This is a genomic window from Streptococcus sp. HMSC076H09 (assembly GCF_001811765.1).
Taxonomy (GTDB): Bacteria; Bacillota; Bacilli; order Lactobacillales; family Streptococcaceae; genus Streptococcus; species Streptococcus agalactiae.
The window spans coordinates 37,241-58,853 of sequence record NZ_KV806600.1; the positions used below are offsets into that span (position 1 = coordinate 37,241).

Annotated in this window: 23 protein-coding genes and 1 pseudogene; 19 read left to right on the top strand and 5 right to left on the bottom strand. The window is 34.4% G+C overall.

The window, feature by feature from the left end; genetic code table 11:
- Positions 1–66: 66 nt before the first annotated feature.
- Positions 67–1,347, bottom strand: coding sequence for a histidine--tRNA ligase (gene hisS, locus HMPREF2818_RS03255; protein ID WP_000775902.1), 1,281 nt, complete (start codon positions 1,345–1,347; stop codon positions 67–69).
- A gap of 219 nt (positions 1,348–1,566) precedes the next feature.
- Between hisS and rpmF the strand changes: the two genes are divergently transcribed.
- Together rpmF and rpmG are read left to right on the top strand one after the other, a co-directional pair.
- On the top strand, positions 1,567–1,749 hold the full coding sequence (gene rpmF, locus HMPREF2818_RS03260) for a 50S ribosomal protein L32 (protein WP_000290414.1): 183 nt from the start codon (positions 1,567–1,569) through the stop codon (positions 1,747–1,749).
- 15 nt (positions 1,750–1,764) lie between these two features.
- The gene (gene rpmG, locus HMPREF2818_RS03265; RefSeq protein WP_070508694.1) at positions 1,765–1,905 is read left to right on the top strand and encodes a 50S ribosomal protein L33; all 141 of its coding nucleotides are present in this window, start codon (positions 1,765–1,767) and stop codon (positions 1,903–1,905) included.
- Between the two features lie 87 nt (positions 1,906–1,992).
- On the opposite strand, the pseudogene HMPREF2818_RS10300 reads toward rpmG, so the two are convergent.
- A pseudogene (locus HMPREF2818_RS10300) lies at positions 1,993–2,177 on the bottom strand (FanG protein).
- 28 nt (positions 2,178–2,205) lie between these two features.
- Here HMPREF2818_RS10300 and HMPREF2818_RS03270 point away from each other — a divergent pair.
- The 13 genes from HMPREF2818_RS03270 (at position 2,206) to HMPREF2818_RS03330 (ending at position 13,160) form a co-directional block, all read left to right on the top strand.
- Positions 2,206–2,820 carry a CadD family cadmium resistance transporter gene (locus HMPREF2818_RS03270; RefSeq protein WP_000615736.1) on the top strand — a complete coding sequence of 205 codons (615 nt, stop codon included), beginning with the start codon at positions 2,206–2,208 and terminating at the stop codon, positions 2,818–2,820.
- A gap of 11 nt (positions 2,821–2,831) precedes the next feature.
- On the top strand, positions 2,832–3,170 hold the full coding sequence (gene cadX, locus HMPREF2818_RS03275; RefSeq protein ID WP_000711078.1) for a Cd(II)/Zn(II)-sensing metalloregulatory transcriptional regulator CadX: 339 nt from the start codon (positions 2,832–2,834) through the stop codon (positions 3,168–3,170).
- A 50-nt stretch (positions 3,171–3,220) separates the two neighbouring features.
- Positions 3,221–4,636, top strand: coding sequence for a helix-turn-helix domain-containing protein (locus tag HMPREF2818_RS03280; protein ID WP_000667634.1), 1,416 nt, complete (start codon positions 3,221–3,223; stop codon positions 4,634–4,636).
- Between the two features lie 320 nt (positions 4,637–4,956).
- On the top strand, positions 4,957–5,406 hold the full coding sequence (locus HMPREF2818_RS03285) for an RNA polymerase sigma factor (protein ID WP_000066889.1): 450 nt from the start codon (positions 4,957–4,959) through the stop codon (positions 5,404–5,406).
- 201 nt (positions 5,407–5,607) lie between these two features.
- Complete coding sequence (locus HMPREF2818_RS03290; protein WP_000874694.1) at positions 5,608–5,928, top strand: hypothetical protein; 321 nt, start codon at positions 5,608–5,610, stop codon at positions 5,926–5,928.
- Positions 5,928–7,028: a P-loop NTPase family protein gene (locus HMPREF2818_RS03295; RefSeq protein ID WP_000203866.1), complete on the top strand. Its 1,101-nt coding sequence runs from the start codon at positions 5,928–5,930 to the stop codon at positions 7,026–7,028. Before HMPREF2818_RS03290 ends, HMPREF2818_RS03295 begins: the two co-directional genes overlap by 1 nt.
- Positions 7,025–7,630, top strand: coding sequence for a hypothetical protein (locus HMPREF2818_RS03300; protein WP_000182709.1), 606 nt, complete (start codon positions 7,025–7,027; stop codon positions 7,628–7,630). Before HMPREF2818_RS03295 ends, HMPREF2818_RS03300 begins: the two co-directional genes overlap by 4 nt.
- Before the next feature lie 205 nt (positions 7,631–7,835).
- On the top strand, positions 7,836–8,441 hold the full coding sequence (locus HMPREF2818_RS03305) for a replication protein (protein WP_001040935.1): 606 nt from the start codon (positions 7,836–7,838) through the stop codon (positions 8,439–8,441).
- The gene (locus HMPREF2818_RS03310; RefSeq protein ID WP_001058391.1) at positions 8,434–8,682 is read left to right on the top strand and encodes a MerR family transcriptional regulator; all 249 of its coding nucleotides are present in this window, start codon (positions 8,434–8,436) and stop codon (positions 8,680–8,682) included. Before HMPREF2818_RS03305 ends, HMPREF2818_RS03310 begins: the two co-directional genes overlap by 8 nt.
- An 89-nt stretch (positions 8,683–8,771) precedes the next feature.
- The gene (locus HMPREF2818_RS03315) at positions 8,772–10,037 is read left to right on the top strand and encodes a tyrosine-type recombinase/integrase (RefSeq protein WP_000447185.1); all 1,266 of its coding nucleotides are present in this window, start codon (positions 8,772–8,774) and stop codon (positions 10,035–10,037) included.
- Positions 10,038–10,384: 347 nt separating this feature from the next.
- The gene (locus tag HMPREF2818_RS03320) at positions 10,385–11,056 is read left to right on the top strand and encodes a PepSY domain-containing protein (protein WP_000186293.1); all 672 of its coding nucleotides are present in this window, start codon (positions 10,385–10,387) and stop codon (positions 11,054–11,056) included.
- A gap of 84 nt (positions 11,057–11,140) precedes the next feature.
- The gene (locus tag HMPREF2818_RS03325; protein ID WP_000699614.1) at positions 11,141–11,812 is read left to right on the top strand and encodes a response regulator transcription factor; all 672 of its coding nucleotides are present in this window, start codon (positions 11,141–11,143) and stop codon (positions 11,810–11,812) included.
- Positions 11,796–13,160 carry a sensor histidine kinase gene (locus HMPREF2818_RS03330; RefSeq protein ID WP_000898853.1) on the top strand — a complete coding sequence of 455 codons (1,365 nt, stop codon included), beginning with the start codon at positions 11,796–11,798 and terminating at the stop codon, positions 13,158–13,160. The genes HMPREF2818_RS03325 and HMPREF2818_RS03330 overlap by 17 nt, the downstream gene beginning before the upstream one ends.
- 109 nt (positions 13,161–13,269) lie before the next feature.
- Here HMPREF2818_RS03330 and HMPREF2818_RS03335 read toward each other — a convergent pair whose 3' ends face one another.
- From HMPREF2818_RS03335 to argF, 3 genes are all read right to left on the bottom strand, one after another.
- Positions 13,270–14,823, bottom strand: a complete 1,554-nt coding sequence (locus HMPREF2818_RS03335) for a YfcC family protein (protein ID WP_001114296.1) — start codon at positions 14,821–14,823, stop codon at positions 13,270–13,272.
- Between the two features lie 93 nt (positions 14,824–14,916).
- Positions 14,917–15,843, bottom strand: coding sequence for a carbamate kinase (gene arcC / locus HMPREF2818_RS03340; protein WP_001074357.1), 927 nt, complete (start codon positions 15,841–15,843; stop codon positions 14,917–14,919).
- An 11-nt stretch (positions 15,844–15,854) separates the two neighbouring features.
- Positions 15,855–16,853 (bottom strand): ornithine carbamoyltransferase, encoded by a 999-nt coding sequence (gene argF / locus HMPREF2818_RS03345; protein ID WP_000793622.1) that lies wholly within the window; start codon positions 16,851–16,853, stop codon positions 15,855–15,857.
- A gap of 102 nt (positions 16,854–16,955) precedes the next feature.
- Here argF and HMPREF2818_RS03350 point away from each other — a divergent pair, with 102 nt between their 5' ends.
- The 4 genes from HMPREF2818_RS03350 to HMPREF2818_RS03365 all read left to right on the top strand — a co-directional run bounded on the left by HMPREF2818_RS03350 (position 16,956) and on the right by HMPREF2818_RS03365 (position 21,542).
- A complete protein-coding gene (locus HMPREF2818_RS03350; protein ID WP_000884296.1) occupies positions 16,956–18,251 on the top strand; it encodes an ATP-binding protein in 1,296 nt (431 codons plus the stop codon).
- On the top strand, positions 18,248–19,081 hold the full coding sequence (locus HMPREF2818_RS03355; protein ID WP_000675241.1) for a DNA-binding domain-containing protein: 834 nt from the start codon (positions 18,248–18,250) through the stop codon (positions 19,079–19,081). Before HMPREF2818_RS03350 ends, HMPREF2818_RS03355 begins: the two co-directional genes overlap by 4 nt.
- A gap of 221 nt (positions 19,082–19,302) precedes the next feature.
- Positions 19,303–20,025 carry an ABC transporter ATP-binding protein gene (locus HMPREF2818_RS03360; protein WP_000622721.1) on the top strand — a complete coding sequence of 241 codons (723 nt, stop codon included), beginning with the start codon at positions 19,303–19,305 and terminating at the stop codon, positions 20,023–20,025.
- 2 nt (positions 20,026–20,027) lie between these two features.
- Positions 20,028–21,542 (top strand): ABC transporter permease/substrate-binding protein, encoded by a 1,515-nt coding sequence (locus HMPREF2818_RS03365; RefSeq protein ID WP_000209288.1) that lies wholly within the window; start codon positions 20,028–20,030, stop codon positions 21,540–21,542.
- Positions 21,543–21,613 lie beyond the last annotated feature (71 nt).

The window sequence follows — 21,613 nt, forward strand, 5'->3', positions numbered from 1 at the left end:
TCCAACCTATTATAACAAAAAGCACCTAAAAACCCCACCCATTAAGGAGAGTTTTTAGGAACTGTTTTACAATCCTAATTGTTTAAGCACAGATGAAAAATCTGTTTTAATGTTTTCAAAACTAACTTTAACTTCTTGACGTGTTTGATTATTTTTTAAACCGACCTCTTTCGAATCTACTTCACTGCTACCTAATGTCATAATCACTTTAGCATTAAAAGTATCTGCAGACTTAAATTGTGCTTTGATTTTACGACCCAAATAATCACGCTCTACTTTAAAACCCTGATGACGTATTGATTGTGCCAAATCTAAGGCAGCTAGATTAGCCTCTGATCCTAATACAGCTATATACAGATCTATAGTATTTTCTATTGGTAAAGAAATCCCTTGCTTATCTAATATTAAGAGCAAGCGTTCTAATCCTAATCCAAAACCAAATGCTGGTGTTTCTGGTCCACCAAAATAGGATACTAAGCCGTCATAACGGCCTCCAGCACAGATCGTTAATTCATTATCTTCAATCTCAGTGATAAACTCAAAAATAGTATGACTATAATAATCAAGACCACGAACCATATTAGTATCAATGATGTATGGAATATTTAGAGCATCAAGCATATGACACACAGCATCAAAGTGGGCTTGGCTTGACTCATCTAAATAATCTAAAATAGAAGGAGCATTTTCAACTGCTAGTTTGTCTTCTGGCTCCTTAGAGTCTAGTACGCGCAATGGATTTTCATTCAAACGACGTTGACTATCCTTAGACAATTGTTCACGTATGGGTGTTAAGTAATCAATAAGAGCTTGGCGATAGGCCTGACGACTTTCTGGATTCCCTAAACTATTAAGATGAAGTTTAACGTTTTTGATACCTAAATCTTCAAATAGATGATGTCCCATTGCGATTGTTTCAACATCAGTTGCTGGATTATTTGATCCAAAGCACTCAACGCCTACTTGATGAAATTCTCGTAAACGACCAGCCTGTGGGCGCTCATATCGGAACATTGATCCAATATAATACATTTTGGTTGGTTTTTGAACTTCTGGTGCAAATAGTTTATTTTCAACATAAGAACGTACAACAGGTGCTGTTCCTTCTGGACGAAGCGTAATGTGACGATCTCCTTTATCATGAAAATCATACATCTCTTTTGTAACGATATCCGTTGTATCCCCAACTGAGCGACTAATAACCTCGTAATGTTCAAACATTGGTGTACGAATTTCATCATAATGATATTGTTTAAAGAGATTGCGTATAACATTTTCAACGTATTGCCACTTTGCTGATTCTCCAGGTAAGATATCCTGAGTCCCTTTTGGTTTTTGAAGTTTCATAAGTTTACCTCTTCGATTAGTTTTCTCTTTAAACATTCTACCATTTTTTCTTATATTTTAAACAAGCATATATCATTTGCTTTAGTTTGATAGTATTTTCACCGTGAAATTGTAAAAATAAAAAGTTTTGTCAAGTAACTTTACTTTACAAAAAAGATATGTTATCATAGTGAAGTTGATGAAAATCAAAACTTACACATCGAAAGGAAGAATAAGAAAATGGCAGTACCTGCACGTCACACTTCAAAAGCGAAGAAAAACAAACGTCGTACACACTACAAATTGACAGCTCCATCTGTACAATTCGACGAAACTACTGGAGATTACTCACGTTCACACCGTGTATCACTCAAAGGATACTACAAAGGACGTAAAATCGCTAAAGCTAACGAAGCTAAATAATAGAAGGGAGATACCATGCGCGTAAATATTACACTTGAACATAAAGAATCTGGTGAACGCTTGTACCTTACTTCAAAAAACAAACGTAACACTCCAGACCGTCTTCAATTGAAAAAATACTCACCAAAACTTCGTAAACACGTTGTTTTCACTTAAGTTAAGTAAGGGTTTCAGTACACGTCAATAGACGTCAAAATATTGATTTTAAGCGATTTTTGATTTTTTGAAACTCATTATATCGCACTACAAATCAATAAAAACTCTACCTTTTACTCTACCTTTTTTAGATAAATATATCATCTGGATATTGAAGTTAAGCCCTGCTATCATTTCGATGGCAGGGCTTTTTAATATTTGTACACTAACTTCTTATCTATATTTTGGTGGATTTTAAGTTGACATCTACAAAGTTTAATGTTAGAATACATTCAAAAATATATTTGAATGAGGTATTTTATGATTCAAAATGTTGTTACTTCAATAATCCTGTATTCTGGGACAGCCGTAGACTTACTTATTATCCTAATGTTATTTTTTGCCAAAAGAAAAAGCAGAAAAGACATCATTAACATCTATTTAGGACAATTTCTAGGCTCTGTTAGTCTAATATTCCTAAGTTTGCTTTTTGCATTTGTCTTAAATTATATTCCTAGTAAAGAGATTTTAGGTTTACTCGGTTTGATTCCAATTTTCCTAGGCCTAAAAGTTTTGCTTTTAGGAGATTCTGATGGAGAAGCTATTGCAAAAGATGGTTTGCGAAAAGACAATAAAAACCTGATTTTTCTAGTCGCTATGATTACTTTTGCAAGTTGTGGCGCTGACAATATTGGTGTCTTTGTCCCATATTTTACCACCTTAAATTTAGCGAATTTGATAGTGACTTTACTTACTTTTCTAGTCATGATTTATCTCTTGGTTTTTTCTGCACAAAAATTAGCACAAGTCCCTTCTGTTGGAGAAACTTTGGAAAAATATAGCAGATGGTTTATTGCCGTTGTCTATTTAGGATTGGGGATGTATATCCTGATTGAAAACAACAGCTTTGACATGCTATGGGCTGTGTTAGGCTAGGAGAAAAAATTATGAAAAAAGATAGTATCTGTCAAGTGGATGTTATAAATCAACAAAATGTTACAACCGCAACGAACTACCTTGAAAAGGAAAAAGTCCAAAAATCACTTCGCATTTTATCAAAATTTACCGATAATAAACAGATAAATATCATCTTTTATCTCCTTGCCGTCGAAGAACTCTGTGTCTGCGATATAGCCTGTTTATTAAATCTCAGTATGGCATCTGCCTCCCACCATCTTCGTAAACTAGCCAATCAAAACATCTTGGACACTAGAAGAGAGGGGAAAATTATATATTATTTTATAAAAGATGAGGAAATCAGAGATTTTTTTAATCAACTAGGATAACAACTATTTCTACTACTTTCTACTTTTCCATGATTATAGGGGGATTATATATGAAATTTTTTGAAGAAAATTATTCACAAGAAATACCTACTCGTATCAAAAATTTAAGAAAAAAATACAATATTACACAAAGCGAACTAGGCAATGCAGGTCAAGTTAGTCAAGTTGAAAGTGGTAAGCGACCAATTACGAGTTCGATGTTAGTTTATTTAAATGCTCTAACCGCTTCGAGCTATACGTATATCGTTTTTGGAGAGTTAGATGAGTTTATTGAGAATCTGTTTCATTATTTTTTCAGTTCTATTTTATATAGAGATTTAGAGGCTGTAGATGAAAAACTATATTCTTTCATGAGTGATGATTTAATTTCAATCCAATCAAGTTGTCTAAGTATTGCCAAGACATTTGCAAATTTCAATATTCAAAGAAAAAGATTTATGATTTCTACTGAAACTGAAATGGATACTTTTCACAAGAAAGATGACATTGACGTATGGGTTGGTGGAAAAAGTGATAACCCCGCTAGAAGTTTTAGAACCCGTACCATCAATGAATTGACTGTCATTGATTTTGAAGAAATGTTTGATATTCTTTGGTTGATGTTAGGGGATAATTTAATTAAATCATTTGAAGTTAATGTCTGTGGTATCCTATTTGAATTAGGCGGAAATGACATACCCTCAACATTTAGGCAAGAAAACATTGATCCTCTCATCAATAAATGGTGGTATGATAATGTTTCGACAGAAATTATCCCTAATCTAATAAAAAAACTCAAAGAAAATCCCTTGTTTAATATCGGATTTATGGTAAATGATATATTAGAAAGAATGTATAAAGAGAATATTCCAAAATCTTACCTTACATCCGTCCCATTAGTTATTTCTCAAAAAGGAAGAACAACCTATTCGTTTAGTATGACTGGTGGTCAACAAATAGATGGAGTGAAATTCACACAGATATATGAGGACTATATGAAATTACTCAGTCAAGGTAAGGATATCGCAGAGTTATATCAAAAATATTCTAAAGAAGAGTTGGCAAATCTAGGCATTAATATTTATCAATCCAATGATATAGAAAGGACTGAGGAAAGAACTTTTGATGAAATTATCAGTTGGGTTTCCAACCCTTATGCAACAAGACCAATTCAAGAAAGGCACACTATTCAATTAGAGCCAACAAGATTTTCACTAGAGGATAAGAAAAGAATTGAAGAAGCTGCAGCTCAAGGACTAAGCGAAATCGACCTTATTGATTTAGTTGACCTATATGATATTAATTTAGACAATACAAGCGTCAATCGCCATATTGTGGGGTTATTGACTAATAACACCCAAGTAACATACTATTTCCAAGAACAATTAAATAAGGAGTTGCTGTCAATGGCTCACGCTTTAGATAACGTACAACAGGCCTTTATTAAATTATTAAGTGAAGAGGAGATACGAAAATTTGCTCTTTAAAGACTAGGTGAATCGCCTAGTCTTTTTTTGCGCCTCGTTTTACAAATTAGTCTATTGAAGTAAAAAAAGAAGTAAAAAATAAAAGAACATTACGCCTTATACTGAATATATCAAGAAAAACTCTTGATATAAATTTTAATAGTCCAAATTGATGGCCATCAAAGGACAGATTGAAACAAATATGATGACATGACGATAAAGGTCATGTCTTGCATAGAATTGTTTCGCTGTTTCTTTGTTGTGCCTTTTGGTATACTCAGCGTTCAATATTTGCTCATTTTGTTTCCTTCTGTCCAAAGGACAGAAAGGAGCTCATCATTATGAGTAATAAAGTACAAGAACGTCGTGAGCGTAAAATCAAAGAAGCTATTAAAGCTAAAAATTGGGATGAAGTAACTCGTTTGCTTCAACAAGAACAAAGTAACGCAGAACGTCGTGACCGATACCACAATAGACGAATCAAAGACGAAACAATAGCTAGCAAAAATGCCAAAAAGTCTGTACGTTATGATGTCATTGCAAGTTCTGATTTGAATCCCGAAGAAGCTTTAATCCTAGAGGAGTTAAGACAAGCTATTCGTGAAGCTAAAGCATCCCTATCAGAAATTGACAGTAAGATTGTTGAAATGATAGCGGAACAAGGTTCAAGCTATAAAGAAACGGCTCGCTATATCACTGAACATTATAAGAAAATGAGTGATGTAACTGTTAAATCCCATTATTGTAAAGCGCTAAAAAAATTAGCTCCTTTATTAAAAGCTTACCGCTAATCCCTCAAATCCAGTGTCTCTGTCACTGGATTTTTTGTAAAAAAAAATTAAAAATTCAACAAATAACTTTGCGTTTAGCTGTCTCATTCTCCTTAGTAATGAGGAGGTGGTCAGATAACCTAAAAAACAAAGTCCAGCTCATGACCCAAACCGAGCCTGTCGCATTCACACTATCTCTTATTCATAAGGAGGATTTGCCCTATGGCGTTTAAAATGAAAACCACAAAAGGTGGTTATACAACTACATTGGCTGATAAAATTATCAGTCAAAAACAACCGATTTACTCACTTAGTACCGAACTTGAACCACAACAACGGTTTGAAGAAGGAAAACCAACCGGAGAAATCGTAGCTTATAAAGCATGGTTTGTACAGGAAGGGCAAGACCCTTTCCAAGTAAAATTTGAAGAAACGATTGAGCTTCCAGCTTTTCAATCCATGATTCAATTTGACACACTACAAGCCTGCGAAGTAAAATATAACATCTACTTCAAAGCAAATGGTATCAAGGAGGTTCGGTAATGACTTCACAATCTCGTGATGTGCTGAACCAATCTTACCTGCAATCTTACCTGCTCCAGAGCCTAAACATGGCTCTGGGGGCTTTAATGCAGGGAGAAACCAGCTACACCAATTCTTTTAATATTGTTATTCAAGCAGACGGCTTTATCTTTGTCCCTCGTCTACCATGTGCTTATATCCTTGATGATGACTTGTACAAGAAAATCTTTCTGATTGCCAATGCTTCACTTTATCCACAATATACGCTTCTAAAACAAAACGCTACCTATTTTGTCCCTCTAGAAACAGATGACTTACACACTCAGCGTGGATTATTTTTCCCTTGGAAAAAGGGAATTTCAGAACGTTTAGTCATTCCAGATTTGGATAAGTTTTCAGCTAGCTTGCCACAGGGGAAAATCCCTATCATGAAGTACTTTGAACTCAATTTAGATAAGGTTAATCACTGGGCTATTGCTGGAAATTCAGGTTCTGGGAAATCGTACGCTCTCACTTATTTCTTGAGTGTACTAAAGCATATGTCTGACTTGATTATCATTGACCCTAAATTTGATACCCCAAGTCGATGGGCAAGAGAAAATCACGTTGCTGTTATACACCCTGTTGAAAACCGTTCAAAATCAGATTTTGTCTCACAGGTCAATGAACAATTAAGTCAGTGTGCAACTCTCATTCAGAAACGACAAGCTGTCTTGTATGATAATCCCAATCATCAATTTACCCATCTAACTATTGTTATTGATGAAGTCCTCGCTCTATCAGAGGGAGTCAATAAGAATATCAAAGAAGCCTTTTTCTCCCTACTCTCACAGATTTCCTTATTAGGACGTGCTACCAAAATCCATCTGTTTTTGGTAAGCCAGCGTTTTGACCACAATACTATTCCAATTTCAGTGAGGGAACAGCTAAACGTATTGTTGCAAATTGGAAATATCAATCAGAAAACTACTCAATTTTTATTTCCAGACCTAGACCCAGAGGGTATTGTTATTCCAATAGGACATGGGACAGGTATCATTCAAGTTATCGATAATGAACATCCCTACCAAGTTCTGCCCTTACTCTGTCCAACCTACTACACTAAACGAGGTATTCTATGACCAATAAAACCTACTTTATGAGAAGTTTTAATCTCATACTATATTTATTTCTATTTGCACCTATCTGTTCTGCATTTGGATGGTTATTCAATTATCTTTCCGTTCAATTAACAAATATCACGTTTGTCAATTTAGATACGGTCAAAAGTATTACGGATATCATTAGTTCCGTTTGTCATGGATTTGCACTTATTTCTCTTCTACTTGCCTTATTTTTGGTTGGATTAGAAATAATACAACGGTTGAAAACAGATAGTCTTTGGAACTATATCCAATCTGTCTATCACACTTTTCTGTTGCGACACTTCCTGTTTCAGCGTGAACGAGTACAGAAGATAAGCAATCTTGAACATCAGACGGTTACTACTATCAACCCAATCCATAACGGATTTAACCGAGCTGTTCGTAAGTGTATCGTAGATATACGAAAAGATACCATCACTATTTTTCTAAAAGTCCCTAGAGACCAACAAGGGCAAAAAATCCTAAAAGAGATGGAAGCACAATTAAAAGAAGAAATCGTCAGCCAACACGCAGACTATTATTTCTCCTCTCCTATTCGAGTTCGTAACCAATTGTGGTTCACTGGACAAAAACGTTAATCCCTTGGGGCTGTGGCTTGCGTTAAGCAAAAGCCAGACAGCCCCTTTTTATATTCTTTTCTATCATGACCTATTGGGGTGACTACGACCCCCAATAGGTCAATAATCAATAATCACAAAAAATTCAATTTTTTCAAAAAAACTTTGCATACGACCTGTCATTTCTCCTTAGTAATAGAACCCAAAAGAAATGAGGTAACTGCCTATGGCAAAAGAACAGCGCTCAACCAAATGGACTTTTCTCTTCTACGAGGAAAGCGCCCCAGAGAACTACTTGAATATATTAGAGGAACTCCATATTCCGTTTATTCTTAGTCCTTGGCACGATAAGGACGTTAATAGACAGACGGGAGAGTTCAAGAAATCGCACAAACACGGTGCTTTCTTCTTTGATTCACTGAAAAGCTATTCACAAGTATCAAATATCATCAGTGACAAACTAAACGGTCCAGCACATGTGGAGGTAGTTATGTCTCCCACTGGTTTATTTGACTACTTTACCCATGCGGAAAATCCAGATAAGACCCCCTACAACATTGAGGATATTGAAGTCGGTTGCGGCTTTAATTTAGAAAAATTCTTGATGGAGATGAACTCCTCGGATTTTATACATGAAGTAGTTGATATTATCGAAGAGAACGACTTTACCGAATTTGAAGAATTGGTCTGGTATGCCCGAGCAAACAATACCAATTTATTAGGGCTTATCATTGAACGTACATATTTCTTCGCTAAATACCTAGATTCACGAAGATACAATCCTAATCGACTCCATAATTCAAACACAGAGGAGAAAGAGAATAATGAATAACGAAAAATTAGAACAAATTGAACAATTATTGCAAACACTTATCAAACTCATTCAAATCAAAGAACAGAACATACCACTAAAGATAATACAACAGCGAGAATTGCTAAAACAGCTAAATATCTCCCCAAACACACTAAAAACTTGGGAACAAAAAGGATTAAAAAGATTAGAACCTCCTATAGAGGGAACTCGAACCGTCTTCTATCTACTAGATGATATTATCAACTTTTTACAATCCTAATTCTGAAAATTTGTGCTAAAATAGTTTTATCTAAAAGAAAGAGTGGTAACTATTTTAGCCTACTTCAATATCCATGAAGAAAGGCAAATATGGAAACTGAAACAATTATTCATAATGGCAAAAAAGTCATTAAAAAAATCAAAAAAGATAAGTCCATCTCATACACTTTGAAGGGGACATTTCTGGGAAAAGATATCAAAACTGGTAAGCAAGTCACTACTACCATTACAGCCAAGACACTAAAACAGTTAGATAGAGCAATCATTCAAGCACGACTAGAATTTGAAAAAAATGGCTCAACACGAGAAAAAGTTATCGTCATTGATACACTGGAAGATTTAGCTGAAGAATGGTTTAAATCATATAAAACCTGGGTTAACTCGCATAATACTCTGAACAGAGTAAGAGGTTATCTTGATAATTATATTATCCCTAAATTTGGAGATTACAAACCAGATAAAATTGAATCTGCGGATATCCAGCTTTGGTTAAACGATTTGGCAAAGAAATCAAAAGAGTCCATTGAATCTGGTATAAAGCGTGCTGATAAAGGTAGTGCTAAAGATTTTGGTGCTGTTATCCATAAGTTGAAAGATATTTTTGACTATGGAATTACAAACTATGGACTAATCACTAATCCTGTTAGCACTGTTAAGATACCACCTAAGCCAAAATCAAATAAGCAACGCATCATGGTATTACATGATGATGGTCTTGTAATATGGCTTAATTATCTTGAAAGTTTAGATAACAATAGAGCCAATCGTAGATTTAAGTTAATTTGTAATACTCTATTAGCCTCCGCTTTGCGAATAAATGAATTACTTGCATTGACGATTGATGACCTAGATTTTGAAAATTCTTCTATTAACGTCAGTAAAACATTGATGTGGAAAACCGCAAATAAAAAAGATGGGACAAAAGGGGAAGTTATCTGTAAAGCTACACCAAAAACTGATGCAGGAAATCGCTCTGTCCCTGTCCCTCCCCCCATAATAGAAAAACTCAGAGATTTCCACCACGAAATGAACAAGTATCTTGAATTGCACAACAGACATAGAACAAAACTGATTTTCCCTACAATCTATGGGAACTATATGTGTGACAGAAACGAGAGAACAACTCTTAAGAAAAGGTTAGTAGGTCTTGGATTACCAAACTATGGTTTCCATTTATTCCGACATACTCATGCTTCAATGCTACTTAATGCTGGAACAAATTGGAAAGAACTCCAAGTCAGAATGGGACATAAATCCATTTCAACTACAATGGATACTTACGCTGAATTAGCACCACAACGAAAGTTAGAAGCTGTGGGGATTTATCTTGAAAAGATTGCTGAGCTAACGCAATAACTACTCTACCATTCACTCTACCTTTTATTATGTAGCATTCTAGAAACATTGATGTACCAACGTTTCTAACAGCTAAAATAGAAATTATTTAACTCTTACTGAAGTTAAATAATTGATTATAAAAAAGCCTATGAAATCAATATTTCTGGGCTTTTTATTTTTAAAAATAAAATCTGACAAAAAAGTATAAATTTACCTCTTACCTTCAGGTAGTTAGTCATTCTTTTAAAACTCACTTTTTTATAACTGAAAATATTGTTCTTAATTTTAAAAATTCATTTTACGACTATATACTCAGAAGTAACAAACCTAATCCAAGGTTTGAAAAAAGAAAGAAGGAAGTCAGTATGACAAACTATAAAAACAACTTTAAAAAATTCATGAGCAATAAATTATACGTAGGGTTAGCTTCCATTACGCTACTTGGTATTGGGGGAGCTATAGGAGTAAGTGGAGCTGCATTAGCGCATAACCATCACTCAGAACACATGTCTTTTGAACATAAGCATGAAGGACACGATAAACATCACGATCATAGAGAAAAATACTCACTAAAAACATTAAAGAATATCTCGACAAAAATCGATTATAAGACTGCCTTAGAAACTGCCAAAAAAGAAGCTCGCTCAGGCTTTATTTCACAAATTGAATTAAATACCAAAGGTGATACACCTTTTTATGAAATCAAAGTTATTGATAATAAAATAGCTAAAAAATATAAAATTGATGCTAATTCTGGGAAGATCCTTTCAACAACATCAGATAATCAACTCAATTCAAAAGATGCCCAATTAAAACAACCAAGTAAAGATATTCAGACTGCATTACAAGCTATTCAAGCAAAATATAAAAATGCAAAAATAAAAGAAATTTCTCTTGCGAATAACAAATCAAATAAGCTAGTTTATAAAGTAAAACTACTTGATGGAAATACTCCTAAGATTGCCCAATTTGATAGTGATAAAGCATCATTTATAAAGGCAAATAAGCTTAATACAACTCATAAAAATCACGACTAATACTAGTGTATTAAAGGGAATAGGACCTCAGTACTCCATTCCCTTTTGTGATATAATGGAAAAAAGCCATACGGAGGCCAAAAAATGAAAATCCTTGTTGTTGAAGATGAGTTTGACTTGAACCGTAGTATTGTAAAACTTTTAAAAAAGCAACACTACAGTGTTGACAGTGCTTCAAATGGTGAAGAAGCCTTACAATTTGTTTCAGTGGCAGAATATGATGTGATTATCTTAGATGTAATGATGCCAAAAATGGACGGCTTCACCTTTTTAAAACTGCTTCGCAACAAAGGAAGTCAAGTATCTATTCTTATGTTGACTGCTCGAGATGCCGTTGAAGATCGTATCGCAGGTCTAGATTTTGGTGCGGATGATTACCTTGTAAAACCATTTGAATTTGGAGAACTCATGGCCCGAATTCGAGCTATGTTACGACGTGCAAATAGACAAGTATCTTCTGATGATATTCAAATTCAAGATATAACAATCAATTTATCTACAAAGCAAGTTTGGAGAAACGACAATTTGATTGATTTAACAGCTAAGGAATACGAAGTCCTTGAGTATTTGGCACGTCACAGAGACCAAGTCCTCTCTCGTCATCAAATTCGTGAACACGTTTGGGATTATGATTATTATGGAGAGTCCAATATTATTGATGTCCTTATCAAAAACCTTCGTCGAAAACTAGATAACAATCGAGATGGATCACTAATAAAAACTAAACGAGGTTTAGGATATGTTATTCCAAAGTAAAATAAATTACCCTAAAAAGTCTAGCATCATCACTCAAATTACCCTCTGGTACAGCTCTTTTATTTTTATCCTTGTTATCGGTGTATTAATTGGTTCATTTTTTATTTCAAAAAGCATTGCTGAAAACAAATCTAAAAAAAATTTAGAAGCTAAAGCTGTGCAAATGAGTCAAGCGTTAGCTAAAGGTCATCGGTATGAGGCTTTTGAAGATGGAATATTTTATTCAGTCTATGACCAAAATGGAAAAGTTATCTATTCTGGTTTTCCAAAAGGATTTAAAAGGGATTTAGACCATCAACATAAACATAAAAAGAAATTATCTCTATTTTCCATGGAGAATCGTACCTTTCAGTATGTTGATATTCCAATTTCTGGGAAAAATCAGTGGTTACGTGCTATCCGTACTGTTGACAGACTGGATAAGCAATTAACTGAATTGTTATTTAGTTTGGGTATCGTTCTTCCTCTTATGTTGATTATAATAACTGTTGGTGGCTATTTAATTTTAAAGCGCACTTTTAGACCGATTCAAGAAATTACTGAAACCGCTCAATTTATTACCCAAAATGAAGACTATACTAAGCGAATTATCACTAAAAATAACGAAAATGAATTAACTGAGCTAGCAGCTGTTATCAATACTATGTTGGCTTCTATTGAATCATCATTTGTTCGGGAAAAACAATTTAACAATGATGTTTCTCATGAACTACGGACTCCTGTAACAGTTATACTTTCTGAAAGTGAATACGGAAAAAACTACGCAGAAAATTTAAGTGAAGCAAAAGAATCCTTTGAGGTTATACACCGTCAGTCACTATCAATGAAAAAATTAGTTGAGCAACTTCTAGAATTGACTAAGGCAGAAAATCCATTATCAATTCAGTTAGAACCTCTTAATTTCTCAATTATGATGAAGCAACTAGTATCCGATTCGAGTAGATTATTAGATAATACCCCTATACACCTTGACTCTCAAATCGAAGATGACCTTTGGATTATAGGTCAACAAACACTACTCAAACGGCTTTTTGATAATCTATTTTCAAATGCTATTAAATTTACAAACAATCATATTTCTATTAGTCTAAGACAGTCCGATAATCAAATTGTCTTCTCTATTAAAGATAATGGTCTAGGTATCTCAGTTGATGACCAAAGTAAAATTTGGAACCGTTTCTATCAAGTGGACTCTGCTCGAACCAAGGATAGTCAGTCTGGAATTGGTTTAGGGCTATCTTTAGTAAAACAAATCGCTACAATACACCGTGCTAAAATATGGGTTGATTCTAAACCTGATGATGGCAGTCAGTTTACGCTCACCTTTCCAAAATTGAAGAAAGACTAGAGAAAGGAAATAAAAAAAACGATAGATTACACCTATCGTTTTTTTTATTTAACTTAAACTCAATTTATTATATCTCTTCAGATATTTTTGAGACTAATAGCTGAAATCTTTAAAGTATTAAAACTTGTAGAACTAACAAACCGCCACCAAATATTAGGAGGAATAAAACAACCGGCCACACAAATTTTAGCCAATGGGAGTACTTCATATCTAACATCTGCAAGGTTGCCATAACTAGTCCAGTAGGTGCTAAAAACAACATTGCATACTGCCCAAATTGATAAGCCATTACTACTACTGAACGAGGAATCCCAACAGTATCTGCAAGAGGTGCTAGAATTGGCATTGAAAGTACTGCTAAACCCGACGAGGATGGAACAACAAATCCTAACACAAAGTAGATAAACATCATAACAATGATAAAGACAGAGCCACTAACATGTGAAGCTAATTTTGAAGCTGTGTAAAGCATCGTATCTGATATATAACCTTGGCTCAAAATAATATTGATACCACGCGCTAAACCAATGATTAATGAAACCCCAACAAGGCTTGATGCACCATTAACAAACTCATCAACAACATCCCTTTCTCCAATACCATTTGCCCCAGTTGCTGTTAAAAACATAATAATAATTGTAATAGCTAAAAAGGAAGAAGCCATGGTTGGAAACCACCATCCCTGTGACATTACTCCCCAAACCATCAAAGGAAATGAAATAACAAATAAACTTAAAATAATTTTTTGTCTAATAGTAAAGAGTGAGGGTGTATGGTTAGTTGTCATGCCCCATTTAGCATTAAATTCTACTCTATCTTCATAGGAATATGAAAACTCTGGATTCGCTTTTATTTTTTTAGCATACCAATGTAGATACACCACAACAAAAATAGCACCTGCAATACACCCTGCTGTACGCCATGATAAGCCTTCTGTGAAACTAATACCAGCTGCATTTGAAGCAATAACAGAAGAAAACGGATTAATTGTTGAAAATGATGTCCCAACAGAACTTGCTAAGAAAATAGCACCTACACAAATGATAGAATCATAACCCATGGCTAAAAAGATTGGAACTAAAATAGGATAAAAAGCAACTGCTTCTTCTTCAATACCACATAGAGTACCGCCTAAAACCATCAATAAGGAAACTAAAAATATCAATAAAAACTCTCTACCTTTGGTTTTCTTTGTTAAAGCTAGAAGACCAGACTCAAAAGCGCCACTCTTTCTAACTACTCCTATCATGCCTCCAAGTACCATGATAAATACCATAATATCAACAGCTTCAATGGTTCCATTTACCATACTAGTCGTCACGGAGCCAATGCCTGCTGGATTTTGCTTCAAACGTTTGTAAGTATTTGGAACTGAAACTGGCTTACTAATAGCACCAGAAGTAAATTCTTTAATTTTAATTTTGACATTCATCTTATCCAACTGTGTTTGCGTTGCTGGAACATGAACTGTCTTACCATTTGGATCTGTTACTACTAGTTTGGATGATGCTGTATCAAATTGTAATTTTGAATAGGACCCAGCAGGTATCCACCATGTAGCCAAAACCGAAAAGATTGTTAAAATGAATAATATTGTAAAGGCACCTGGCATTCGAAAACCTTTACTCCTTTTGTTTTCACTGTTTGTCATTTTTTCTGGCATGACACGCCTCCTCTATAATAAAAATAGATTGACTTCATCAGAAAAAGTGCAAAGATGAAGGTTAAATAATCATTTCTTTGCACTTATCTGAGATTACTTAGTTATACGTGTTCCTAATTTCCCATCTAATGCATCTTCTAAACCATTTAATGAGGTGATTAAGGCTGTTCCTTTCGGATTGTGATCTAAGAAACTCATACAGGCTATTACTTTAGGTAACATACTTCCTTTTGCAAACTCACCTTGGTTAACGTAATCAATCATTTGATTCTCATTAACCTCTGTTAAAGCTTTTTGATTTTCTTTACCAAATTGAGTATAAACATAATCAACTGCAGTGAGAATAATCAATTGATCCGCAGCTAGTTCTCCTGCTAACAGTGCACTAGATTTGTCTTTATCAATAACAGCTGCAATACCTTCATAACCTCCCTTATTAATGACAGGGATGCCTCCACCTCCACCTGCGATAACTAGGGTATCATTTTCAATAAGTGTTTTAATGCTATTAATTTCGATGATTTTTTTAGGTTCAGGTGAAGCAACAACACGACGATACCCTCGTCCAGCGTCTTCTACGAAAGTATACCCTTTCTCTATAGCAATCTTTTCTGATGTCTCCTTATCATAAAAGGTGCCTATAGGCTTGGTAGGTGCGCTAAATGCTTGGTCTGATTCATCCACCTCAATTTGGGTAATAATTGTAGCAACTTCCTTATTTATTCCCTCTTGACGTAATTCATTTAAAAGGCTCTGTTGGAGATGATAGCCTATGTATCCTTGGCTCATTGCTCCACATTCTGGAAAAGGAAAATTAGTTCCTTGACCACTCTCAGCCGCAAAATTCATTCCTAAATTAATGGCACCAACTTGTGGTCCATTACCATGACTTACAACAATTTCGTGTCCCTTTTTTATCAAGGCCACCAATGATTTTGCAGTATGTTTTACTAATCTTAATTGTTCTTCTGGAGAATTTCCTAAGGCATTTCCTCCTAGTGCAACAACAATTTTTGCCATGAAAATTCCTCCTAATCACCTAAAGTTGCTACCATAACTGCTTTAATAGTATGCATACGATTTTCAGCTTCTTGGAAAACAACTGAGTGAGGGCCTTCAAAAACTTCATCTGATACTTCCATTTCCTTCAAACCATATTTTTCATAAATGTCGTATCCAACTTTAGTATCTATATTATGAAATGAGGGCAAGCAATGCTCGAAAATAACGTTTGGATTTTCTGTCATATTAAGCATTTCTTGGGTAATACGATAGGGTTCTAAAAGAGCTATTCTTTCTTTCCAAACTTCATCCGGTTCTCCCATTGAAACCCAAACATCTGTATATAGGACGTCTGAATCTCTGACGCCTTCTGCAATATCAGCAGTGATTTCAATAGAAGCACCAGTAGTTTTCGCAATTTCTTGACATTTAGAGAGTAGTTCAGGATCTGGCTCTAATTCTTTAGGACAAACCAAATGATAAGTCATGCCTACAATAGAAGCACCGATCATCAAGGCATTAGCGACATTGTTACGTCCATCACCCACATACGTAAAGCGAATATCTTTATAGGGCTTATGTAAGCATTCCTTAGCGGTCAGAAAATCGGCTAGTACTTGCGTTGGATGATCAGCATCGGTTAAACCATTCCACACAGGAACTCCTGAAAATTCGGCTAAAGTCTCAACTGTTTCTTGAGAAAATCCACGATACTCAATACCATCATACATACCACCTAGCACACGCGCAGTGTCTTTTGAGGTCTCTTTTTTACCCATCTGACTGCCTGTTGGACCTAAATAAGTAACATGAGCTCCTTGATCGTGAGCAGCAACTTCAAAAGCGCAACGTGTCCGTGTAGAATCTTTTTCAAAAATCAAAGCGATATTTTTACCAACAAGTTTTTGTTGTTCAATTCCTGCGTATTTAGCACGTTTTAAATCTTCTGAAAGTTTTAAAAGAAATTCAACTTCTGCTGTACTAAAATCCAATAAAGTAAGAAAACTACGGTTACGTAAATTTTTCATTGCTTATTGCCTCCTTTTTTTTTATACTCTTATTGTAGATATCGCTTTCAAAAATAATCAAAATTCATCAAAAATCTTCAAAAAAACTTTAAGGACATTTATATGCTAGATATATTATCAGAAAAACATCTAGAAAGAAGGCAGCGTATTATTATCTCTGCAATAGCTATCGCCTTAGCTGCTCAAATCAATATCTCAATACTTGCTGATGGGTTTATTATGACCTTATCTTTGTTCATTTTGCCTGTCTTTTTATATTTTAATGACGACATTAATCCAATTCTTCTCTGTCTAGGAATTACTTTTGCTTCTCCTATCTTCAGAGGAATCATATTAAGTATCGCTGGCGAGGCTGAGATTCATCAAATAATTGAATTCGTTTTAACTGATATGGCGTTTTATATTTGTTATGGCATCACCTTTTATACTATTTATTGGCATCGTTCCTACCGTAATAAAGGTACTTTTTTCTTTTCTATCATTATTTGTGATTATTTTGCCAACCTTGTAGAAATTAGTTTTCTCATAAAGTTTAACAATTATACTATAACTATATTCGCTACTTTATTTGCCATAGCACTTTTGCGAGCTTTTATTAGTTGCGCTGTGGCTTATACTTATAGTTATCTATCACTTCTCTTACAAAAAGACGATCACGAACGTCGATACTATTATTTTATGTGGTCAACTTCAGCCGTTAAAAGCGAGGTTTATTTTATGCAAAAAAATATCATTGAAATTGAAAACATCATGAAAAATGCTTATTTATTAGATAAAGAGTTATCCAAATATCATCTACCTAAAGAATACCAACACCTCTCTCTAGATATTTCGCGGGACGTTCACGAAGTTAAGAAAGATTACCAAAATATTATTAAAGGCTTAGGAACCTATTTTAGTGTAAAAAATGAATCAACTATGGCATTGAAAGATATCTTTCAAATTGTTTTATCTTATACTAGGAGTATTATTCAATTTCGGCATCAAGATATCATTATTCTCGAAAATAATAAATGTAATTTGATAATATCAAACTATTACTATTTACTAACCATTATTTCCAATATCGTTTTAAATGCAGTAGAAGCTATTGATAAACAAAAAAAGGGTACAATCAGTGTTCACACAGAAGAATTAGAAGATTTTATTAAAATTGAGATTAGTGATAACGGACCAGGAATACCTGATAAAATGAAACACATGATTTTCAAACCTGGATTTTCGACTAAATTTGATGCTAATGGTGATATCTATCGAGGAATCGGGCTATCCCACGTGCGTATTTTAATGGAAGAGCAATATCAAGGAACGATAACTGTTTGTCCTAATCAGCCAAATGGAACAACATTTACACTGTTATTCCGTAAAAATCGATTTAAGTTAGGAGATAATACGTGAAATTCTATATTATTGATGATGACCCCACTATCACTATGATTTTACAAGATATTATTGAAGAAGATTTCAATAATACAGTAGTCAGAGTGAATAATGTCTCCAGTAAAGCATACAACGAATTGCTGATTGCAGATGTTGATATCGTATTGATTGATTTATTAATGCCAATATTAGACGGTGTAACATTAGTCCAAAAAATCTATAAACAGCGTTCCGATTTAAAATTTATTATGATTTCCCAAGTCAAAGATAATGATTTACGACAAGAAGCATATAAAGCAGGAATCGAATTTTTTATTAATAAACCCATTAATATTATTGAAGTAAAAAGCGTCGTGAAACGTGTCACTGATACTATCGAAATGCAAAAAAAATTAAATACAATCCAAAATCTCCTAGAAAATACGCCATCATATCAAAAGCCTATAACGACTAGTAACCTCACTAAAATCCGTTCAATACTCAGTTATTTAGGTATTACTTCAGAGACAGCCTACACAGATATTCTTAACATCTGTGAACTTTTATTAAAACAAGAATTAAATTTTGCCCAATTTGATTTTCAAAAAGAACTTTCTATCGATGAACACCAACAAAAAATCATTTTACAACGTATTCGTCGTGCCGTTAAAAAAGCTATGATAAATATGGCTCATCTGTACATTGATGATTTTGAAAATGAATTAACACTGCAATATGCTAATGCATTGTTTGGATTTCAGAATATCCATAATGAGGCACAACTTATTCAAGGAAAAAGCATGTATGGTGGTAAAATTTCACTTAAACATTTTTTCGATGAACTTATTTTACAGAGTAAAACGTTTTAAGACTTGTTTAAGCATGGCCTTATATACTATAACCATCCTAAAACTTTTCTTTTCATAAATCTCCAACAAACACCTTGTCTACCGCAAGGTGTTTGTTTTTGCTTCTAGTTTATCGTTTCTGACAATTTAAATGTCAGATAGTTGTTTGAATGTCTACTTTATGCTAATATAACCCTAATATCATACGACCTACACTCGTTACGCACTAGAAAGTAAATTACATGATTTCATTTGAAAATGTTAGTAAATCATATGGTGATCATACCATCATTGATAATATTAGTTGCCATATTCAAAGAGGAGAATTCTTTGTCCTTGTGGGGGCCAGTGGCAGTGGTAAAACTACCATCCTCAAGATGATTAATCGTCTCATCGAACCAAGCCAAGGCGCTATTACTTTAGATGGGGAAAACATTACATCACTTGATTTGCGACAATTACGCTTAGAAACTGGTTATGTCTTGCAACAAATTGCACTTTTCCCTAATTTAACAGTTGGAGAAAATATAGAACTTATCCCTGAAATGAAGGGCTGGTCAAAAGGTGACCAAAAAAAAGCCGCTAGCGACCTTCTTGATAAGGTGGGTTTACCTGCTAAGGACTACTTTAATCGCTATCCTCATGAGCTCTCTGGTGGGGAACAACAACGCATAGGTATCCTACGAGCAATCGTTGCTAAACCTAAGGTACTACTTATGGATGAGCCATTTTCTGCTTTAGACCCTATCTCAAGACGTCAATTACAAGATATCACCAAACAATTACAGTCTGAATTGGGTATTACATTAGTGTTTGTCACCCATGACATGAAGGAAGCTATGCGTCTTGCAGATAGAATTTGTGTTATTAAGGAAGGTAAGATAGTGCAATTGGATAGACCAGAAATAATTCAAAATAATCCCTCTGACCAATTTGTTAGAACCCTATTTGAAGAGGAGAACTGAGTATGACAACACTAATCACTACCTTTCAAGAGCGTTTTGGAGATTGGACTCAAAGTCTTATTGAACACCTCCAGCTATCACTACTAACACTTATTTTAGCAACTTTAATTGCTATTCCACTCGGTATCATCATTAGTCATTATAAAAAAATCAGTCATGTTGTCCTTCAGATAACTGGGATATTTCAAACAATTCCTTCTTTAGCCTTGCTTGGTTTATTTATACCTTTTATGGGAATTGGAACTGTACCAGCTGTCGTTGCACTAATTATTTACGCTCTATTTCCAATTTTACAAAATACTGTAACAGTACTGATGCAAATTGATGCTAATCTCATTGAGGCAGCAACCGCTTTTGGAATGACACGTTGGGAAAGGCTTAAAAAGTTTGAGTTAGCTTTAAGTATGCCTGTTATCATCTCAGGCATTAGAACTGCCTCTGTTATGATTATTGGTACAGCTACATTAGCTAGTCTTATCGGAGCTGGTGGCCTTGGATCATTTATTTTGTTAGGGATTGATCGCAACAATCCTTCTCTAATTCTCATAGGGGCAATCTCTTCTGCTGTCTTAGCTATTATATTTAGTGGTTTAATTGGATTACTAGAAAAGGCTAGATTACGAACCATAGCCGTTTCTGGTATACTTTTACTAGCAGGCTTAGGACTATCCTATGCTCCAAAATGGATGCCTGGAACAAATACTGCAACGATAACTGTTGCAGGGAAGTTAGGAACTGAACCAGATATTTTAATTAATATGTACAAAGAACTTATTGAGGATCAGACAGATATCAAAGTTAAGCTTAAACCTAATTTCGGAAAAACAACTTTCTTATATCAAGCCCTAAAATCTGGTGATATTGATCTTTACCCAGAGTTTACAGGTACTATTACATCAAGTTTACTTAAAAATCCTCCTAAAGTAAGTAATAACCCTAAACAGGTTTACAACTTAGCCAAAAACGGTATTTTAAAACAAGATAAGTTGTCACTTTTGTCACCTATGGCTTATCAAAACACCTACGCTGTAGCTGTTAAAAAAGATTACGCTGAAGCTAATCAACTCAAAAATATCAGCGACCTAAAAAAATTAGATAAACTAAAAGCTGGTTTCACTTTAGAATTTAAGGATAGAGAGGATGGGAGTATTGGTTTACAGAAACATTATGGTTTAAACCTTGATATCTCAACCTTAGAACCTGCTTTACGATACCAAGCTATCAATAGTAAAGATGTCAATATTATTGACGCTTACTCTACCGATAGTGAATTAATCCAGTATCAACTTCAAATTCTCAAAGACGATAAGCATCTATTTCCGCCATATCAAGGAGCACCGCTACTAAGGCAAGATACGATTAAAAAATACCCTCAAGTAAAAAAAGCTCTCAATAAACTTGCTGGTCATATCACTGAAAAAGAAATGCAAGAAATGAACTACCAAGTAGCTGTAAAGCATAAATCAGCAGCTACAGTAGCTAAACAATATTTAAAAGCACATCATATTATAAAGTAGATTCAAGCAATCAATGGTATTAAATGATTTAAAAAGAGCATGTCGCATGACATGCTCTTTTTAATTGCCAA